Origin of the sequence: Neorhizobium populisoli, from assembly GCF_019430945.1 — a bacterium.
Lineage (GTDB): Bacteria > Pseudomonadota > Alphaproteobacteria > Rhizobiales > Rhizobiaceae > Neorhizobium > Neorhizobium populisoli.
In genome coordinates, this window is the sequence record NZ_JAHYCB010000018.1 from 1 (window position 1) to 19,876 (window position 19,876).

General features: G+C 59.0%; 17 protein-coding genes and 2 pseudogenes. 8 read left to right on the top strand and 11 right to left on the bottom strand.

All coding sequences use genetic code 11. The features are described 5' to 3' along the window. Positions 1-114: 114 nt before the first annotated feature. From KX729_RS29915 to KX729_RS29925, 3 genes and pseudogenes are all read right to left on the bottom strand, one after another. Entirely contained in the window at positions 115-1,509 is a 1,395-nt protein-coding gene (locus KX729_RS29915) for an epoxide hydrolase family protein (protein ID WP_246617974.1), read from the bottom strand. A gap of 166 nt (positions 1,510-1,675) precedes the next feature. Further along, a complete protein-coding gene (locus tag KX729_RS29920) occupies positions 1,676-2,518 on the bottom strand; it encodes an oxidoreductase (RefSeq protein ID WP_219746117.1) in 843 nt (280 codons plus the stop codon). Positions 2,519-2,571: 53 nt separating this feature from the next. Next, positions 2,572-2,799, bottom strand: a pseudogene (locus KX729_RS29925) (Atu4866 domain-containing protein); the annotation flags it as partial. Between the two features lie 164 nt (positions 2,800-2,963). Here KX729_RS29925 and KX729_RS29930 point away from each other — a divergent pair. Next, on the top strand, positions 2,964-3,860 hold the full coding sequence (locus KX729_RS29930) for a LysR family transcriptional regulator (RefSeq protein ID WP_219746119.1): 897 nt from the start codon (positions 2,964-2,966) through the stop codon (positions 3,858-3,860). A 16-nt stretch (positions 3,861-3,876) separates the two neighbouring features. Here the strand turns inward: KX729_RS29930 and KX729_RS29935 are convergent, their stop codons facing one another. After that, a complete protein-coding gene (locus tag KX729_RS29935) occupies positions 3,877-4,431 on the bottom strand; it encodes a carboxymuconolactone decarboxylase family protein (RefSeq protein ID WP_219746120.1) in 555 nt (184 codons plus the stop codon). Between the two features lie 194 nt (positions 4,432-4,625). On the opposite strand from KX729_RS29935, the gene KX729_RS29940 reads away from it, so the two are divergent. Then, entirely contained in the window at positions 4,626-5,450 is an 825-nt protein-coding gene (locus KX729_RS29940) for a helix-turn-helix domain-containing protein (RefSeq protein WP_219746175.1), read from the top strand. A gap of 256 nt (positions 5,451-5,706) precedes the next feature. Here the strand turns inward: KX729_RS29940 and KX729_RS29945 are convergent, their stop codons facing one another. After that, positions 5,707-6,045, bottom strand: coding sequence for a LysR substrate-binding domain-containing protein (locus KX729_RS29945; RefSeq protein WP_219746121.1), 339 nt, complete (start codon positions 6,043-6,045; stop codon positions 5,707-5,709). An 81-nt stretch (positions 6,046-6,126) separates the two neighbouring features. Beyond that, positions 6,127-6,603 carry a Rossmann-fold NAD(P)-binding domain-containing protein gene (locus KX729_RS29950; protein ID WP_219746122.1) on the bottom strand — a complete coding sequence of 159 codons (477 nt, stop codon included), beginning with the start codon at positions 6,601-6,603 and terminating at the stop codon, positions 6,127-6,129. Positions 6,604-6,771: 168 nt separating this feature from the next. Here KX729_RS29950 and KX729_RS29955 point away from each other — a divergent pair, with 168 nt between their 5' ends. Beyond that, a complete protein-coding gene (locus KX729_RS29955) occupies positions 6,772-7,122 on the top strand; it encodes a LysR substrate-binding domain-containing protein (RefSeq protein WP_312992784.1) in 351 nt (116 codons plus the stop codon). Between the two features lie 89 nt (positions 7,123-7,211). Here the strand turns inward: KX729_RS29955 and rtcR are convergent, their stop codons facing one another. Further along, on the bottom strand, positions 7,212-8,825 hold the full coding sequence (rtcR, locus tag KX729_RS29960) for an RNA repair transcriptional activator RtcR (RefSeq protein ID WP_219746123.1): 1,614 nt from the start codon (positions 8,823-8,825) through the stop codon (positions 7,212-7,214). 210 nt (positions 8,826-9,035) lie between these two features. Here rtcR and KX729_RS29965 point away from each other — a divergent pair, with 210 nt between their 5' ends. Next, the gene (locus KX729_RS29965) at positions 9,036-10,604 is read left to right on the top strand and encodes a TROVE domain-containing protein (RefSeq protein ID WP_219746124.1); all 1,569 of its coding nucleotides are present in this window, start codon (positions 9,036-9,038) and stop codon (positions 10,602-10,604) included. 941 nt (positions 10,605-11,545) lie between these two features. After that, positions 11,546-12,964, top strand: coding sequence for an RtcB family protein (locus KX729_RS29970; protein WP_219746125.1), 1,419 nt, complete (start codon positions 11,546-11,548; stop codon positions 12,962-12,964). A gap of 40 nt (positions 12,965-13,004) precedes the next feature. Here KX729_RS29970 and KX729_RS33935 read toward each other — a convergent pair whose 3' ends face one another. Together KX729_RS33935 and KX729_RS29980 are read right to left on the bottom strand one after the other, a co-directional pair. Then, positions 13,005-13,205, bottom strand: a complete 201-nt coding sequence (locus KX729_RS33935; protein WP_312992736.1) for a hypothetical protein — start codon at positions 13,203-13,205, stop codon at positions 13,005-13,007. A 300-nt stretch (positions 13,206-13,505) separates the two neighbouring features. Further along, a pseudogene (locus KX729_RS29980) lies at positions 13,506-14,623 on the bottom strand (DUF5682 family protein). A 128-nt stretch (positions 14,624-14,751) separates the two neighbouring features. Here KX729_RS29980 and KX729_RS29990 point away from each other — a divergent pair. Together KX729_RS29990 and KX729_RS29995 are read left to right on the top strand one after the other, a co-directional pair. Next, entirely contained in the window at positions 14,752-16,584 is a 1,833-nt protein-coding gene (locus KX729_RS29990; RefSeq protein WP_219746128.1) for a chloride channel protein, read from the top strand. A 179-nt stretch (positions 16,585-16,763) separates the two neighbouring features. Continuing rightward, positions 16,764-17,075 carry a hypothetical protein gene (locus tag KX729_RS29995; RefSeq protein WP_219746129.1) on the top strand — a complete coding sequence of 104 codons (312 nt, stop codon included), beginning with the start codon at positions 16,764-16,766 and terminating at the stop codon, positions 17,073-17,075. On the opposite strand, the gene KX729_RS30000 is transcribed toward KX729_RS29995, so the two are convergent. Then, complete coding sequence (locus tag KX729_RS30000) at positions 17,072-18,199, bottom strand: HPP family protein (RefSeq protein ID WP_219746130.1); 1,128 nt, start codon at positions 18,197-18,199, stop codon at positions 17,072-17,074. The two genes, KX729_RS29995 and KX729_RS30000, sit on opposite strands and share 4 nt — an antisense overlap. A 33-nt stretch (positions 18,200-18,232) precedes the next feature. Continuing rightward, a complete protein-coding gene (locus tag KX729_RS30005) occupies positions 18,233-19,141 on the bottom strand; it encodes a LysR family transcriptional regulator (protein WP_219746131.1) in 909 nt (302 codons plus the stop codon). 370 nt (positions 19,142-19,511) lie between these two features. On the opposite strand from KX729_RS30005, the gene KX729_RS34695 reads away from it, so the two are divergent. After that, positions 19,512-19,661 (top strand): 5-formyltetrahydrofolate cyclo-ligase, encoded by a 150-nt coding sequence (locus KX729_RS34695; RefSeq protein WP_512699462.1) that lies wholly within the window; start codon positions 19,512-19,514, stop codon positions 19,659-19,661. Positions 19,662-19,876: the final 215 nt, after the last annotated feature.

Sequence of the window (19,876 nt, forward strand, 5' to 3'; positions counted from 1 at the left end):
TCGCCGTCAAAACCTCGAAGGCTCGGGTCTGATTCACAGTATCACTCATAGGGCTCTCCGCATGACTCATGCAGAAAATGAGCGATCTGTCCCTCCAGCGCTACGTGGGATCGCTTACCCGCTTACGATGTGCGGCCAAAGCGAGATTGATAAATATGACGAGATGAGAATCCGTCGACCCCGCGGCGCGGGAGCGAATGTAATTTTTCGATAGACATGTCCGCCGTAGCCCATACGGCGCAGGTTTCCTCTCCACTTAGGCAGAAACTGCGATTTCGGATGCGGCGTGGTGGTAGGAGTGCACTGGGCGCCCCAAAGCGTGGCGAGACGTTTTTGCAAATTCTCAGCCGGCACGGCTTTTTCGAGATTGGCGAAAGTGAGCACGAATTTCTTCGGTGAGTATTTCCGGCTGCTCCATCGCTGCGAAATGACCGCCCTTTTCAATCTCGGTCCAGCGGGTGACATTGTAGACTCGCTCGACCCAGGATCGCGGCGGCTGAGGCAGCTCTTTGGCGAAATGCGCGACGCCAAGCGGGGTTGTGATTTCTCGCCGGCTTTGAACGCCATCGGGCGATTGCGGCCCTCCTTATAGAGGCGGAAAGAGGCGTCGAGCGAGCCGCTGAACCAATAGATCGATATTTCCGTCAACAAAGTATCCATGCTGAATACTTTCAGCACATCGCCGTCGCAGTCGCTCCAGGCATGGAATTTTTCCACAAGCCAGGCAGCCAGCCCCACAGGCGAGTCGGTCATCGCGTAGGAGAGCGTCTGAGGTTTGGTTCCGTGCATATGTGCATAGGCACCTTCCTTGTCCGCCCATTCCACGGCCCTTTCGGCAAAGGCCTGTTCGTCGTCAGTCAATGGTAGGGTGCCAGGACCGGAGAATGGTCGATAGCTCGCGGGGATATAGTTCAGTTGGACACCAAACAGCTGTTCGGGGAAGCGGTTTGCCAACCAGCTGGAAACACCAGCACCGATATCGCCGCCCTGAGCGCCAAATTTTCCGTATCCCAACCCCAACATTAATTGTGCCCACAAGCCGGCGATCTCGAAGGTTCCGATACCCGGTGACTTCGGAGCGTCGGAAAATGCGTATCCCGGCAATGATGGCACCACCACATCGAAGGCATCCCGAGCATCGCCGCCATGGGCTGCGGGATCCGCCAGCATCGGGATAATGTGCTCCATTTCAAGAAACGAACCCGGCCAGCCATGGGTAATGATGAGCGGCATGGGGTCTGGCCCTTTGCCCTTTACATGGATGAAATGAATTTTGAGGCCATCGATCTCTGCTTTGAATTGCGGAAAATGATTGAGCCGCGCCTCCTGGGCACGCCAGTCAAAGTCATCGCGCCAATAGCGAACCAGCTCCCGAAAAAATTGCGAACTGGTACCATCGCTCCAATCGTTCGGGGAAATGGTGCCCGGCCATCTCACGTTCTGGAGGCGGCGTCGCAGGTCTTCCAAAAAGTGATCGTCGACGCTAATCTCGAACGGCTCGATGTCCATAAGTATATCTCCGCTGTACGGCGAGCTTTCCTGCGCGCTGCGTTTTAACTATAGACGTCGCCTTGGTTGCGGAAAGGGTCGATGCTTATCGTTCAACGCCGGAGAGACAGAAATCAAACGGTGGTGCCGGGGCACGGCCGGCACTATCGCGGTTGCTAATGCGCCCTCAAACCGGAAAGTCCGCGCTGAGCGTCAGATCGGCCCATCGGTCGAAATTTACCCTCAGCGCATCCAGCCGCTCACGGGCGATCTTTAGCGCCGGGGCGCCAAGCAGCAGGCGCAGGGGCGGTTGCTCTGCCTCGAAGGCCGAAATAATCGCCGCCGCCGCCCGGGCGGGATCACCCGGCTGGTTGCCCGATACGGCACGGGTCGCCTGGCGGCGCTTGCCGGCGGTCTCGGCGTAATCGTCTATGACGGTCGCCGATTCAATCATCGAACGGCCCGCCCAGTCGGTCCGGAAAGCGCCCGGCTCGACGATCGTCACCTTGATACCGAGCGGCGCAACCTCAAGCGAGAGAGACTCCGAGAGGCCTTCGACGGCAAATTTCGTGGCATGATAGTAGCCGGTCGCGGCAAATGCCACGAGGCCGCCAAGCGACGAAAGATTGAAGATATGACCCTGGCGCCTGGCTCTCATGCCGGGAAGCACATGTTTCGTCACCTCGACCAGCCCGAAGACATTTGTCTCGAACTGAGCGCGGATCTCTTGATCCGTGCCTTCTTCGATAGCTGCGAGATAACCGTAACCGGCATTGTTGACCAGCACGTCGATGGCACCGAAGTGCTCTTCGGCTCGGCGGACAGCTCTGTCGACGGAATTTTTATCCGTCACATCGAGCGACAACGCCAGCACCCGATCACCGTGCCTGGAGCTCAGTTCTGCCAGACGGTCAGTGTTGCGTGCGGTTATCACGGCCTTCCAGCCTCTTTCCAGAACGGCATGCGCCACGGCCTGCCCAAGACCGGACGAGGCGCCGGTGATGAACCAGATGGGAGAAATCGTCGTCATGTTCATTCCTTTCAGCTGAAGATCAGCCTTCTCGATACGCGGAGTTCTCCGCTTCATTGGCGGCGCAGGATCATGCCGCCGTGATGGAGAGTGTTTTCGTCGGTGAAGTCGCCGTCGGCGGTGAAGCCGGTGTCATCCCAATATTCGATATGGGTACCGACCACTTCGTATCGCCCTTGATAGGCGCTCTGGCGGTTTCCGCGGCCTTCGTCATATCGGCCGCCGGGGAGCAGTTCGTGCCGATCCGTGACCCATATTCCGACATAAGGGTGCGTCGTCATTGTCATCTCCCGTCGATGCGATTGAATGGGTTGCCCATTGCTGAAGCCGGTCGCTGGAAAGCGTTGTTGCAACGATCGTTTCAACCCAAGATCACCGATATAGGCGTGCGATTGGATGAGTGGGAGTTGTCAATCAGCAATGACCCGGTTAAAATTTCTAACCAATGGCAGACGTATTTGACGGCATTTCTGTTTTTCTTGCGATCGCGGAAGCGCGCAGCTTTCGGCTTGCAGCAGAAGGTTTGGGCGTAACCCGATCTGCGGTAAGCCAGGCGCTTCAACGGCTGGAAGACCGGATGGGCGTTGCCCTCATCCAGCGTACGACTCGCAGTGTCCGGCTGACGGAGGCCGGCGAATTATTCTACGGCCTTGTCAAACCGCCCACGAGGCAGGTGCTGGATGCAGTCCAAGCAGTCCGCGAGGTGCAGTCAAAACCAGCCGGATTGCTGAAAGTCGCCGTATCTTCCATTGCGGAACGATTTATATCCGGCCCCATGCTCGCGGCTTTCATGGAGAAGTATCCCGACATAACCCTGGACATCACAATCACGGACGAGGAATTCGACATCGTGGGCGCGGGTTTCGATGCCGGCGTGCGACTTGGCGAAGTCATCGAACAAGACATGATCGCCGTATCTGTTTCGGAAGATCAGAGACAATGTGCGGTCGCCTCGCCGGCCTACGTCGCGCGGTTCGGCAAGCCGCTCCATCCGCGCGAGCTTGTGGAACACCGGTGCATCGGCTGGAGGCCAAGGATCGATGCGGCGCCTTATCGCTGGGAATTTACCGAGAACGACCGCGACTTCGACGTTTCGGTCGATCCCGCTCTCACGACCAACGAGATGGGTATGATGACACGCATGGCTCGCGCAGGGGCCGGGATCACATTTGGCATGTGGGAAACCTTCGAGCCTTATTTTGCGACGAGAGAACTGGTGCCGTTGCTCGAAGATTATTGCCCTTCCTTTCCCGGCTTTTATCTCTATTATCCGAAACGCGACCGCCAGCCGTTAAAGCTTCGAGTTCTGGTGGACCATGTGCGCAGCGCTGGCAGGACGTGAGGAACGCTACCCTGATTTAGGATGCGGGATGCCATGCGTTCGTCGCGAACTTTTCCTCCAGCATCGGCAAGGTCACGTTGGCGGTGTAATTGGTAATCGTCGATGCTGCGACGATCGCAATGACTTCAAGAAGTCGATCGGTGCCATATCCGGCGCTGAGGAATTCACTCTTCTCATGTTCGGTTAGGTGGCCCCGTTGCAGGATGAGTGCCTTGGCCAAGGCCGATAGCGCGGCCAGCTTGCGATCCCGAGGCAAGCCGCCGACCCGCAGAGCCTGAACGTCGTCCGGTTCGATACCCTGCTCCAGAGCGAGGTATGAGTGGAAGGCAACCGGCCATTGGCTCCGGTTGGTCACCGCATTCGTCAAAAGGACGATCTGGATTTCCCCCTCGGAAAAACTGCCGGAATGTACCCGGCCAAAAAGCGCCGTCAGGCTGCCGATCAGTATTGGTGACGTCGCCATGGCGCAGGCAATGTTTGGCACAAACCCGAAAGCGTTCCGCAGCGCCTCCAGATGCTGTCTTGATTCCTCCGGTGCGGTTTCAAGCGAATGGATGGGGAAGTGTATCATGGCATATCCTCTTTGGATCGAGTGGCCGCCTTGCTGGCAGCGAGACCCTTCCGTTTTGAGGCTTCACCGATATGGTCGCAATTACATCGCATGTCATTGAGCGCATTCCATCTGCCAATGTACAAGGGACCCCATTGCGTTGAACGGCGCCTTTGGCAGCACCCGAACACTGTTATCAGCAAGGGCCACAAAAGATGAACTTGAGGCAGCCTATCTCGGTGCAAACATCGGATGACCTCGGCGCACAATTGCGCGCGTGGCGTGGAATCCGGGGTAAAAGTCAGCTTGACGTGTCTCTTGACACCGGTATCTCGCAGCGGCAAATCAGTTTTATAGAGAGCGGTCGAAGCACCCCCGGTCGCAACAACCTCATTCATCTTGCCGAGGCTCTGGACGTTCCGTTTCGTGAGCGAAACTCGTTGCTGCTGGCTGCCGGCTATGCGCCTCTATACGCCGAGGGTGATATCGACGATGTCGGGATGCGAAGCATACGCGGCGCATTGAAACGGATGCTCGCCCAACACGAGCCGTTCCCCGCAATAGTGATGGACCGGTATTGGAACGTCGTCATGACCAACGATGCCGCACCCCGCTTCTTTAACACTTTCATCGATATGGAAGCTCGCCCAAAACCGCGTAATCTTCTGCATCTGATGTTTGATCCGGCTGGCATGCGTCCCTTCATTCCAAACTGGGAGGAGACTGCAAAGAGCCTGCTGGCGCGGGTCTTCAGAGAGTCCGTCGGCCGCGTCATCGATGTGCGTACTCAAGAGTTGATGGGCACCCTCCTCGCCTATCCCGACGTCGACAGCCTGTGGAAAATATCAACTTTGGCGGACAACCTTCCCGTAATACCGCTTTCGTTTGTCAAAGACGGCCAGCGCCTGAACTTCTTCTCACTGATGACGACAGTTGCCACCGCGCAAACCGTCATAACGCAGGAGTTGAGGATCGAATGTATGTTCCCACTCGATGACGCTACCGAGACAAATTATCGCGCCGCGTTAGAGCAAGACTAGCTGGCACATTTGCCCAACGGTGTCGCAGCTTACTTAATCTCACCAAGGCAGTAAGGCTGAAAGCTCACGGTATGCCCGCAAAAAGAGCTCCACGATCACATTGCCGGATCCGACATCTCTAGGCCTTTTGCCCCGAGATTGCATTATATCCACGTATACTGCCTGAGCCGTTGGATGATCCCTGCCCCCAAACCGAACGAGACATCGGCCATGTGAAATATCAAGGCAGGGATGTCTTGAGCCCGATGCTCAGCCTTCAGTCGGCCTCACCATCGCTCTCGGTACTGAATTCGGAAGCCAACTCTTGTTTGATGAAGTTGGCAAAGGCTCTTGCCTTGCTGCTCACCGTGCGCCCGCTTGGAAAGGCCTCCCAAAGATCGAGCGCCGGAGGATCCCAATCCTTGAGGAGACGCCGAACCCTGCCCGATGCCAGTTCGGGGGCAAACATCCATTCGGAAGCTACGGCCAGTCCCATGCCCGCAACGACGTCCTCCCGCACCCCCTCGGCTACGTTCAGCCGAATACACCCCTTGATCGTCACGGCACTTTGAGCAGAACCTTGGCTGAAGTTCCAAACGGTACCACCGCTACGCACGTCCTAGACGACGGCATGATGCGCGGCGAGGTCTGCAGGACACATCTAAGCAGACGACTTCCTCGACGGCCGACAGTTGCGTCATGATCGAAATGAAGCAGCTCTTGTTGATCGGCCCGCCCCGCCGATCGATACTCGCTTGGAGTCCTTGTTGGCCAGATGCTTTGGCGGCGGCGCCCGTACACCACCGGTGCGGGCGGCGCTGAGCAGATTGGCCGACATCAGCGCCAGCGGAGCGCCGGTGTCCCGGTCGTTGAGCATCATGGTCAGGATGGAACGCGGCAGACCGTTCTGGGTATCGACATGGGAGGAGACGTACCACTTGTTGCCGCAGACGTCGAAACGGCCGCCGAGATAGCCTGGCATGGCAGCGAAACGACGGTTGGGCCCGGCGACGGGCATGCTGGGGAACCTGGTTTCCTTCGAGAAAACAGTCTTCAAACCGTGATTATTGTGTTTGGCGCCGCCCATAAGGTAATCGCCTTCGCCCAGTAGGCTGAAGGTCTCCGTGCACCCGCTTACACACCGGGCCGCATCGTTGACGCCCGCGGCGATCATGTCCGGATTTTCGCATGCCTCCCCGAATCTTCGCCTCGATACAATCAGCGGCTGGAGCTTCGATCTTCGAAAAAGCCTAGGAGCCGATGAAATCGACCTGGCATTGATAAAGCGGGAACCAGGAGGCGGCGGACAAGCTCTGGCTTCGTGGAAGAGCCCTTGCTCTGGGTGGGAAGTTCAATTCGGCCGACCACCTTCGGCCCGGTCGCCCTTGCAGTAATTCCAATGCGTTACATATATCGCGAGCGCGCGATCAAGTACCTGGAGAATAAAGGGCGGCGCGGGCGCATTTCCTATGCCAGCCAAGGTCTCATGGGCGTCCAGGCCGCAGTTGCCTCCGGCCTTGGAATCAGCCTGCTTCCCAGAAGCGCCCTGCTGCCCGGACACATGGAACTCGATCAGCAAGACGGGTTTGAAATCCAGCCCGACACCGAACTGGCCCTTGTCAAAGGCAAGGATAAATTGACGCCCGAGTTGCAGACCTTCGTCGACTATCTTGTTGAAGTTGTGAAGGTATAAGGCCGATATTTAGGATTGTCCTTTCGATAACCGCGTGTTGGCACGTTGCGGTCGGCGCACCCCGGCGCTCGAAGACCAATCTTATGCCATCACGGTCTACGTCCTTTTCGAATATCTTCAAATTTCAAACCGAAGCGGGCCAGATATTTGGTCAATCGATCGGCATCGTTTGAGCTTTTCTTGTCCAGCCGCGAGTTTGCAAAGAGCACACGTCCGGCTGCACTGGCCGACACATGATCCATACAGACATTCAAAACCGCCGAGAGTTGGGCTTTATCGAAAAGGTCGAGTTCTGCCGCTAGATTGTCGCCGAGAAGCTCAAAAATCGCGTGATCGGCAGCCATGTTTTGTGGAGTGCCTATCCAGGCCTTTTTGAGGCGCGTAATCTCATCATTGACGACATCCACGGTAATCCTGCCTTGCGGAGCAAGCGTCGCCATGCGGGTTACCGACGCCGAAAGGTCCCGGAAATTCGCACTCCAGGCGGCCTCCGCGCCTGTCGAGAACACGAGGTAGCGCTCCCTCGCCTCCTTATTGAAGGTAACATTCTGGCCTTCCCGTACCAGAAATCGGTGAAGTTCGAAATCGAGGTTTGGTTCGATATCTTCCTTGCGCTCCCGAAGTGCGGGAAGTTGGAACGTCCAGAGATTCAGACGGGCGAAAAGGTCTTCGCGGAAACGCCCTTCTTGCACGGCCTTGCGCAGATCGCGGTTGGTGCCGGCCAGAAGCTGAAAATCGGCCGAAACCTCCTTGTCTGCACCGACCGGCAGGAAGCGCTTTTCCTCGATGGCGCGCAGGCACATTGCCTGTTCGTCCGCTCCCAATTCACCGATCTCATCGAGAAACAACAAACCCTTGTCGGCGGACTTCAGCAGACCCGCCCGCTCTCCGGCCGAACCGGTAAAAGCGCCCTTCACGTGACCGAACAGCGCCGACATCGCCTGATCGCCCCGTAGCGTGGCGCAGTTTACCTCGACAAAAGGCCCGGTCACCTTCCTCTGTGCCTTCTTGAGTTCGTAGATGCGCTTGGCGAGCTGCGATTTGCCGGCGCCGGTTGGACCCGTCAGCAGAACGGGCGCAGTCGAGCGGATCGCAACGCGCTCGATCTCGTCGATCATCCGGTTGAAGGCGGGATTGCGGGTGGAGATGCCGGATTTCAGGAAGGACGCCGCATCATCCCGTTCGGACGCGAAACGCTTCGCGATTTCGTCGTAGCGCGAAAGGTCGAGATCAATGATGCGATGCGTGCCGGCGAAATCCTGGCCCGGCTCGCGGTCGCGTGGCGGCGAGAGCTGCAGAAGACGGCCGGGGATGATCCGCGCTTCCGTCAGCAGGAACCAGCAGATTTGTGCGACATGGGTGCCGGTGGTGATGTTGACGAGATAATCCTCGGTATCCGGATCGAAATTATAGCCGCGGGCGAAATCCCTCAGGCTTGTATAGACCTCGGAAAAATCCCATGGGTCGCGCAGGTTGATGACATGTTGGCGCACCTGCGTCGCCGGGGAGACGGTTTCGATATCCTTGATGACGCCCTTGGCCAGCCAGTCCGCGTGATTGTCGTGAATCAGCTCCACGCGGTCGATGAAAAACCCCGCCTGCTGGCACAGGCCGACATTCGGTCTCCAACGGCTCCAGCGGTCCTCGCGACGGCTCATATCGAGGGTCGTTCCCAAAATGCTGATGGCAACTCGGCGCTTCATGGTTTATCCAAATTTATAAGTCCTATACTTTTGAAGAGATTATTTGGTAGCACTTAAAATCGCAATTCGCCGACAAAAATTTTCTGAACTATTTTTATTCATTTTAAAACAGATAGATAAGAAGAAAATAGACGCTTTCCGCGCTTCTGGCATCTACTTGGCACGCGACTTGAAAGGTATCTGGCAGAACCAAACGAAAGAGATGCTGTCATGGTCAACAAGGCGATCTTCAAATCCTACTTCGGCAAGCTCATCCCGGGCACCAATGCCGTCAACCACGAGAGTGCTCCGGCCTATGCGCTGACGGCGCGTGAAGCTCTGGCACAGTATGCCGTGACCGGAACGTTCAACGATACGTTTTATGCGGATGCCGGCGAGCAGCTCGAAGCGGTCGTCAAGCTGGCGGCGGAAGTCGAGCCGGAGCTCCTGGCCAAGGTGGCGATCCATGCGGCCGAAAAGGGCCATATGAAGGACGTGCCGGTCATGTTGCTGGCGATGCTTTCCGGTCTTGAAAGCGATGCGTTCGCGCGAGCTTTTCCGAAGGTCGTGAAGAGCGGCAAGATGCTGCGTGGGTTCGTGCAGATCATGCGGTCCGGCGCTACCGGACGCAAATCGCTCGGAACGCGCCCGAAGAAGATGGTGCAGGCATGGCTGGAAAGCCGTACGCCGGAACAGATCCTGTATGCGATGGTCGGCAACGATCCCTCGCTGCCGGACGTCATCCGGATGGTGCATCCGAAGCCGAAGGACGAGATGCGCGCAGCACTCTACGCTTGGGCGATCGGCAAGCCGTATGATGTTGCCGCTTTACCTGCAGAGGTCTCGGCCTTCGAAGCCTTCAAGCGGGATACGTCTTTGCCGCTGCCGAACGTACCGTTCCAGATGCTGACCTCGCTCGGTCTGACGAAGGAACAGTGGGCGGAAATCGCGCTCAAGGGCTCCTGGCAGATGGTGCGCCAGAACCTCAACACCTTCGCGAGAAACGGGGTGTTCGAGGTGGAGGGCCTGGCGGAAAAGCTGGCGGCTCGGCTGGCCGATCCTGAAGCGGTACGGAAGGCTCGCGTCTTCCCTTACCAGCTGATGGTCGCCTGGCAGATGGTCGATCCGTCGGTTCCCGCAGTCGTCAAGGACGCACTGCAGGATGCGATGGAGGTGGCGATCTCCTCGGTCCCGACGGTCCGCGGCAATGTCGTGGTCTGCCCGGACGTTTCCGGCTCCATGGGATCGTCGGTGACCGGCTTCCGCAAGGGCGCGACCTCGGTCGTCCGCTGCATCGATGTCGCCGCTCTCGTGGCTGCGTCCTTCCTGCGGCGGAACCCGAACACCCGGGTCCTGCCGTTCGAGAACGACGTGGTTCGCGTCAACCTGAACGGCCGCGACAGCGTGATGACGAACGCGGCCAAGCTCGCTGCGATTGGCGGCGGCGGAACGAACTGCTCGGCCCCGCTGCGCCTGCTGGCGAAAGAGAAGGCCAAGGTCGATCTCGTCGTCTTTGTCTCGGACAACCAGTCCTGGATGGATGCGAAGGGCGAAGGCCAGGCGACCGCGATGATGAGCGAGTGGGCTCAGATCAAGAGGCTGAACCCGGCTGCGAAGCTGGTCTGCCTCGACATCCAGCCTTACGTCCAGACCCCGGCGACGGGCGAGGACGTGCTGAACATCGGCGGCTTCTCGGATGCCGTTTATGGCGCGATCGAAAGCTTCGCGACCGGAAAGTCCGGTTCCGCCAAGTCTGGTGAAAGCGAATGGGTCCGCCAGATCGAGGCGATCGATCTTTGAAATTGCTCCACGCGGGTCGTGACCGCGTGGAGTACCGTGACGAATGCCGGATGGAACTACAGGCTGTAACCCTCCAGGTCGCGGGTTCGAATCCCGCCGAGGTCTCCAGGATTGTGACCTCGTAGCTCAGCGGATAGAGCAGGCGTTCCACCAATCTTCGTCGTCACGGACGAGTTTTTGAAATGACGGATTATGCGAATGACATGGCGAATGCCGGGGAAACTCCATTGGCATCCCGAAAGGGTTGCGGGTTCGAGTCCCGTCTTGCGGAAAGGCCGAAACGCCGGAAGCAAGTACGTTTCCTCAAACCTGGTCGCCATGGCCAAACATACAGCGGCGAATGCCGGACGGAACTACAGCCTCCACAGTGGGGTGGTCTGATTGGGTTCGACTCCCATCCTTGGCAGCGCTCTCTGGCACGAGCGGGGCCATCCTGGTTTCGTCCATCCTTGTCGCCGCTGCCGAAACGACATGAATACCGGCGAATGCCGGCAGGACTACAGGTAGAGCACCTCGCCTTAGCGGGTGAGGGTGTCGGATGTTCAAATCATCCCGGTATTTCGCAAGGAACGCCGTAGCTCAGAAATACTGTCCTGCCATCTTCGTCGCCGGAACTAAAAGAGAGAATGCCCGGCGAATACCGGCAGGACCACAGGAAAGAGCGCCCCGTCGACCTCCGGCGGGGAGGTCGGGTGTTCAATTCATCCCGTAGCGCCACGCGCTGCGTAGCTCAGCAAGATGTCCTGCCAAAATTCGTCGCCGGGGTATCGAGACGAAGCCGGGCGAATGCTGCCCTGGACTACAGGGGCCGCATCGCGTCGCCTCGTGTGAAGTGCGTGCGGTGAGATGGTCCAGAGCAACAAGATAGTCGCCCGGCTGGTGTTGAAACGTCGAACTTGTATTTAAAAAATAACAGAAGGACTGCGAACGCAGAAAAGAAGATGATTGAAGTGGTAAGCGGACAGGATCTGATTGATGCGGGCATGCCGCAGGGCAAGTGGTTTCGCCCGGCGCTGGATGCGGCCAACCAGGTCTTGAGCGAAGGTGGTTCGATGGAGGCGGCTATGGCTGCTGCCCGGGCTTTCCGGCCAGGGCCGACGCTGGCGCTGCGCACGGAGAACGATATCGAGATCTATTCGAACATCCGCGCAGAAAACGCTTTCGAACAGGAGAATGTCGAGAAGGTGAACGCGACAATGCGCGAGCTCGTCCGCACGCCGGTCGTGCGCGCTGCGGCGATCATGCCGGACGCCTGCCCGTCCGGACTGATCGGGACCATTCCGGTCGGCGGTGTCGTGGCCTCAGAAGCAATCCATCCAGGCATGCACTCGGCGGATATCTGCTGCTCGATGGCGATCTCGGTCTTCCCGGGCGTGGATCCCAAGGCGCTGCTGGATGCCGTTCATTCGGTGACGCATTTCGGCGGCGGTGGCCGTGCACGCGGTGCGCAGATCAAGCCGTCGATCGAGACGCTGACAGCCTTTCAGCAGAACCGGTTCCTCAGTGAGGGAGCGCTTTCGGCCGCGATCGATCATTTCGGAACGCAGGGCGACGGTAACCACTTCGCTTTTGTCGGCCAGATGAAATCGAGCGGCGAGACGGCGCTCGTGACCCATCACGGATCGCGCGCACCCGGCGCCCGGCTCTACGAGAAGGGTATGAAGGCAGCGAACCGTTTCCGCGAGCTGCTTTCGCCGGAAACCCATCGCGACAATGCCTGGATCCCAGCCGATACCGAGGAAGCTGACCTCTACTGGGAAGCGCTCCAGACGGTACGGCAGTGGACCAAGGAGAACCATCACGTGATCCACGACATGGCGGCGGAAAAACTGTCTGCAAAAGTCTCGGATCGCTTCTGGAACGAGCACAACTTCGTCTTTCGGAAGTCGGATGGCCTCTTCTATCACGGCAAGGGCGCAACGCCGGCCTTCGACGGCTGGGCGGAAGATGCCACGGACCTGACGATCATTCCGCTCAACATGGCGGAACCGATCCTCATCGTTCGCGGTTCGAACGCCCCTCACAGCCTCGGCTTCTCGCCGCATGGGGCGGGACGTAATTTTTCGCGAAGCGCCCATCTGCGGCGCCTGGCGGAGGAATATGGTGCCGACAGCCGAGGCTTGAGCCCGAACAACATCGCCGAAATCATGGCGAAGGAGACGGTAGGGCTTGATGTGCGTTTCTTCTATGACGCGCCGGACGTGTCGGAGCTACCGGGCGCCTACAAGAACGCCGCCAATGTGCGAGCACAGATCGAGCACTATGGCTTGGCCGAAGTGATCGACGAGGTGATCCCCTACGGCAGCATCATGGCCGGCGACTGGCAGAAAAATGCGCCGTGGCGGAAAAAGCGCCGATAACATCAGGAACAAGGGCGGGCCAAAACCGCCCTTGTTCGCTTCACCCCTGATTACCGCGAATGAGCTCGATGCCGTTGGCGCTCGCCCATTGCCCGACATCCTGTTTCGTCAGGGCCGTCGCCATCAGATCCGGAAACTGGTCCGGTGTGCAGGCAAAGACCGGGCAATCCATAGCGGCGATCGCGCCGGCATGGCGGCTGTCATAACTCGGCCGGCCATCGTCCGAGAGCGCCAGAAGCACGATGACGTTGACGCCGGACTGTTTCAGCGCCGCAACGCCGCCAGCATGGCAGGGGCATCCCCGCTTCGTAGAGGTCGGTGATCAGCACGAGATGCGTCTTCGATCTTCGTCTCGCAGTAGGCGAGTGCGGCACCAAGTCCTCCCCTGCCCTTCTTGCCGTCGGAGTCATAAAGAGCCGAAAGCGCGCGGCTCAATAGCTGGTCCCGCTCGCCAAGACCTTGCATGTCATCGTCGCCAAGCGCCAATTCCAGCGACGGATACGCTCTGAGGTGTTAGGGGCCGATGTTTTGGGAGCTTCTGTCATGCGCTCATTCCCAAGATTTGCTTCAGTAACGGCAGCGCACATTCGAAGGCGGGATTATCCACCGTTTCGATCTGCGCAGCGGCGACTTCCCTGCGCCCGCCGGCGATGCGCTCCATGATCCGCTTGCGGCCGATAGCATCGAAGCCGGTGAGCGCACGTCTGAGAAGCGGCAGGCTCTCGACGAAAACCTCTTCGTCCAGTGCGCAAAGCCATTCGTCGATCAGGAAAAGCAGCGTCTGATCCTGGATCAGAACCTCCGCAGACCCGGCGATGAAGGCTTCGACAAAGGAGCCGGCTCGCGCCGGCGTCTCGCCGACGATCTGCCGGGAAAAGGCGGCCGAGATATGCGACTCATCCCAAAGGCCGAGATCATGCAACCGGCGCAGACTGAAACCGACGACCGGCGCCACGGCCTGTTCGTCATCGACCAGAAGCGCGAGCTGACGGCGCCATTCTTCCAGCAGTGCGGTATCGCTGAAAAGTCCTAGCGCTTCGTCATAGGCACGCATCGCACTCATGCGTTTGGCCGTCGCATCGTCATCCAGCTGGCGGGAGCCGATGTTCACACCGTCATTCACTTCAGCACTGAGCGCGGTGATCAGTGCGCGAAGCTCGGGCTCCGGCAGTTTGCGAGCCGAGCCGTAGCGCACGATGCGCACCAACGGTGCTACCGCATTCATCAGATCGGTGATATCGTAGTTCTGGACGGCCGCCGCCTGCAGAAGATCGATACAGGCGCTTGCGGCCTCGGGAAGATCGGCCACCAGCGCGCCGCGCACCAGTTCCAAAAGCGGCGCGACGCCTCGCGGCATCCGGTCGATCGTGGCCGCTCCTGCCGCCTGCTCGATCGTCAGACCCCAAACTAACGCCTCGCGAGACCAACCGACATGTCGGGAGACCAGATGAGACGCCAGATTTCGCGATAGGTGCCGCGCCCTGCTTCCGCATCGATCAACCGGCCCCAATGGATGCCGATCAGGGTGCGGCGATGCAGGAAGGTGGATTTGAGAAGCCCCGCCTCACTGCGCAGATCGAGCTTGATCTCGCTGATGTCTTCGTCCGGTTTAAGCCGCGTCTTTTTGCACCAAGCCTCGAAATCTTTGGCGGCTGGCATCTGCGGCACCGCCTCGTCGATCGCACCATCAACTCACCTGACATCAGTTTTTGATCTTGATTTAGGTCGTACTACGATATAATTCGCCGCTTCAAGCAGCATCAAACTTGATCGATCCAAGGCAATTCATGTCTCATAAATTCAGCAACCGGCCGCACGATTTCACCGGCGGCCTCTCCCGGCGCGAGGCCGGCGATTTCACGACCGACAAGCGGGTCCTCATCCTTGTCGGAATGTCCATCGCTGTCGGCACGGCGGGCGCGTTTGCTGCATGGTGCCTTGTCAGCCTGATCGCACTCGCGACCAACATTGTCTGGTTCGGGCATGTCGGTATCGAGCCTGCTTCGCTGGCCGGGCTGCCGCGATCTCCTTGGATCGTGCTGATGCCAGTACTTGGCGGGCTCGTCATCGGCTTGATGGCCCGTTTCGGTTCGGAGAAAATTCGCGGCCACGGCATTCCCGAGGCTATTGAGGCAATCCTCATCGGTGGCAGCCGGATGTCGCCGAAGGTCGCGGTATTGAAGCCGTTGTCCTCGGCAATCTCGATCGGAACCGGCGGGCCTTTCGGCGCCGAGGGTCCGATCATCATGACAGGCGGCGCGATCGGATCGCTGTTTGCCCAGTTCTTTCACATGAGCGCCGCCGAACGAAAGACGTTGCTGGTAGCAGGCGCCGCTGCCGGCATGACGGCGATCTTCGGATCGCCGATCGCAGCCGTCATGCTTGCCGTCGAACTTCTGTTGTTTGAATGGAAGCCTCGCAGCTTTATTCCGGTTGCCACCGCGGCCTGTGTCGCGATCTGCTGGCGCCCGATGCTGTTTGGAGCCGGCCCGCTCTTCCCGACACATTTCCAGATGGCTCTGCCCTGGTGGGGGATCTTCGCCTGTGGTGCGATCGGCATCATCGCCGGGCTTCAATCCGGCTTGCTGACGACGCTTCTCTACAGGATCGAGGATCTGTTCGAAGACTTACCGATCCACTGGATGTGGTGGCCGATGCTTGGCGGCTTGGTCATCGGTATCGGCGGCCTGATCGAGCCGGCGGCGATGGGCGTCGGATACGACATTATCGACGGGCTGCTCGGCAACAAGTTCCTTGCCTCCACGGTCGTCACGATCCTTGTGGTCAAAAGCATTATCTGGCTCTTCGCCCTGTCTTCCGGCACATCGGGCGGCGTCCTGGCCCCGCTCCTCATTTTTGGCGGCGCACTTGGCTGGCTTGTCGGCCTGGTCATGCCCGGCAACGACCCCGGCTTCTGGTCTCTGCTGGGAATGGCGGCAATGATGGGAGGCACGATGCGTGCGCCGCTGACCGGCACGTTCTTCGCACTGGAAATCACCGGGGACATCAACACTCTCGTGCCGCTGCTGGTCGCTACCGTCGTGGCCTATGCCGTGACCGTGCTCCTCATGCGCCGTTCGATCCTGACCGAGAAGATAGCCCGAAGAGGCCAGCACATCACACGCGAATACGGTATCGATCCGTTCGAATTCACCCGGGCTCGTGAAATCATGATCAAGGATGTGGACACCCTCGACGCCACGATGACGGTGGCGGAGGCCTGCGATCTGTTTGCAACCCGCCAGAAGACCCACCGCGTTTATCCGGTCATCGACAGCACCGGCAAATTGGTGCGGACCGTATCGCGAGGTGATGCGCTGAGCTGGCAAGGAGATGCCGAGCTGGCCGAGCAGACGATCGCCGACAGAATTTCCGATACCTCTCTTCCGGTGGGACATCCCGAAGATACGGTCGGGTTCATCGCGGATCTGATGCTTTCCGCCGATACCGGCCGTATTCCGATCGTCGATCCCGACAACGGAAAACTATGCGGCCTCATCGCCCGGAAGGACCTTCTCCGCCTGCGCAGTTCGCTGCGAACCTCGGAGCACGAGCGAAGACCGTATCTGGCAGCAAGGTCGCGAGAGCGGGTTGGCGATCAACTTGCGGGCAAACCCTGATCGGTTGCGAGCCCGAAAGGAATAGCGAGCAGTCACTGCTGAAAAACGGGTCGCAACGCCGAGGAATTAGTCACGGGAAGGGCCGTCCTGGCTCCATCGCGCGGCAAATCGGATAGAGAACAAGGATGGCATAGCGCTTGCATCGGGAAGGAGACCCACGGATCGATCGGCGCCGCCTCATGATGCATCCCGTTCTGACATGTCTCCTTCTGAGTATCGCCGCAGGCTTGAGCATGCGGCGCTTTCTTCTCCCCTACCTGCCTGGCGGTGATCTCAATGAAAAACGAGCGCCGTCGACGATCGTCGCAAGCTCCGTCTTTCTCACAGCCATCGCCTTCACCGTCTCGGATCAGGGTCTTTGGGCCAAGTCTGTGGTATTTGCACTCGGTCTGGCTCTGGCCGCCATATTCAATGACGCCAGGCCGAAACTCCCCGTCATTATTTCCGTGGTCAGCCTGGCAGTCTACCTCGCACTTCGCACGATCAATTAGGCTGCCGCAGCCCTGAGCGCGCCTGTCGACAAGGATCGGGCAACAGCGCTGAGAAGATCCGTCTGGGAAATAAGACCCAGGATACGGTTCTCGTCATCGACCAGAATAACCGCATGGGTTCGGCCATCGGTGAGGACCGGAAGCAGGCTCAGGGCCGGATCATCGGCCGAGGCGGTCGTGGGAGGGGTAACGACCTCTTTCAGTGGACCGGAGCTCATTGCCAACTCCCGCAGGCCGACAGTTCCCAGCAGGTGCCCGCGTTGGTCCTTGACCGGCAGCGTCCGCACATTGTGATGGAGGAGCAGCCAGCGTGCCTGCTCGACAGTCGCATCCACATCGACCGCGACGACATCGCGAGACATGATGTCGGCGCATCGGATGTCCGCATGAGTACGGGCCGCTGCTTCGTATTCCACTTGACGCAAAACGCGTCCGAGATCCGCACGATCGATGTCGAATGTCTCGTTCAGCGTCGCAAGAGCGGCGTCGATATCAGCTTCCAGAATTCCGACCCGCTGCGCCGGCGGCGGGTCGGCGGTCAGATGCGCATTGATCTGGGGCATCGCGACATGCGGATAATTATGCCGGGAAAGCTTGTGAAACATCAGGCCCATTGCCACCAGAATGCAGGAATTAAGGGCGACGGGTACGAACGGAAAGAGCATGCCCCAACTGGCGACGGCCGGTCCACCAAGGACTGCCGTCAACGCCGCCGCCCCACCCGGCGGATGAAGGCATCGGGTAAACGACATGGCCGCGATCGCCAGCGATACGCCGACGCCCGTGGCGATGATCGGGTCCTTGATGAGGCTGGCCGCGATAACGCCCATGACTGCCGAAATCGTATTTCCACCGATAATCGACCAGGGCTGAGCAAGCGGACTTGCCGGAACGGCAAACAGCAGAACCGCCGAGGCCCCCATCGGCGCGACGATCAATGGCAGATGCGCGCCGTCTCCCAACAGATAACCGCAGATCAGGCCTGTGAGCGTGATGGCCGCAAGTGCGCCGACGCAGGCAAGCAGCCGGTCACGCAATGTCGCGCCGGCAAGAATGGGATGGAACAGCCGCGAAGAGAGAGACGGGCGATTTGGAGCCGGCTCGCGGAAGTTGGAAGAGGGCATGGGAAAACCTGGAAGTCGATGATGGAAGAGATTTCAGGAAAGCAGGGCGGACGTGACGGACGCGCTGGCCGACGAAGCAAGTAGCAGATCTTCAAATCCGCGCAACGCATCCGGCCTGTGACTGGTATTGGAGATTAGCAGAGTATCCACCACGCCAAGGGAATGCACGGCGATATCGGCGGTCCAGTGAAGCCCGTCGAGAACCGAGCGCGGTACGACGCCAACGGCATTGCCCGCCACGACATGCGCAAGGATGGAATGATAGGAGGTCAGTTCCACCGTGGGGACGGCGGTGCCCGTTCCGACCCAGCGCTCGGCAATACGGCGATAGGTACAGCCGGGCTCAAGTGCTGCCAGCACGGGCGGCAGCACGTCGCGCGCGTCGCGGACCGGTGGATGGTTTGGCGGAAGAATGAGCAGCAGCTCCTCCTGATAGACACGCGTCGCGTGGAGCGGTTGCTGCTTGCGGTCGGTCATCGCCGACCATTCCAGCTGCTCGGGAATACGCGCGATCAGCGCGCAGTCCAATTCGCCGGCGATCACGGCCTTCGTCAATTCCTGGGTCGCGCCAAGCGTCAATTGCAGCGACACCTGCGGCCAGGCTTCGTTGAAACGAGCCATTACCGGCGGAAGACGGCTTGCCGCAGTACTCTCCATAGTCCCTACGCGCAGGGATGCCGGCAGAACCTGTTGCTTGAGCGCGAACCTGGCTTCCGAGGCAAGCGCGACGAGCCTCTTCGCATAGGTCAAGAAAGTCCGACCCTCCAGCGTGAGGGTCATCTTCTTTCCCTCCCGGCTGAACAGGACGGCATCCAGGTGCTCTTCCAGCAATTGAATACGCGTCGTCACATTGGACGGCGCGCGAGCCAGCTGCTTCGCAGCACGGGTCACGCTCGCCTCTTCAGCGACGGCTAGGAATATTTCGAGCGACGTGGGATCCAAAACGATCTCTATTCAAGAATGATATTGCCTTATTATTCTCCATGAGAGAACATTCATCAAGGAGCGCAGTGGGCTTCTGGAGCAACCGCACAGAAAAGAAATGTTACATGAGTGGTGATTTTCAGAAAGACAATTCCTTTGAATACGCATAGCCGCCATACTCTCCGTGTATCGGGTCGATCCGGAATATGTGGGTTTGCATAGGAGTCACGAAGCCGTGGCCGAGTGGCGAAAGGAAATACGCCGCAGACTGATCGGCGCCCGCTCATCTCTCGGATCGGCAGAACGTGACGGGAAGACGTCGCTTATCGGTGCGCTCCTGGCGCATCGGTGAGGAGTTGATACGCGGAGTCCGAATATTCCGGTCCCGCTGCATCGCGAGGAACGAAAACCCGACATCATCATCGCACCCGTTGTCGGCTTTGACAATGAATGCTCGCCCCTCGGCTTTGGAGGAGGGTATTTCGACCGAACGCTGGCTTCTCTCGCCTCAGAGCTTTTTGCGATCGGTGTTAGGTGAAGAGGCAGTGGCGCGTATCCCTAAGCACCGTTCGCCTGTAAAACTTTGTGACTGGAGGAACAAAGAAGTCTCGCACCTCGTGGATGAGGTTTGGCTGCAACATAGCGCAGTCCGTTTGAGGAGGATGCACCCCTCGTTAAGCATCTTTGGGCCTCTTAGCGCACCCCGACAATGCTGGAACTGCAACGAGCTGAGGACTTGTAATTGTTTCACAA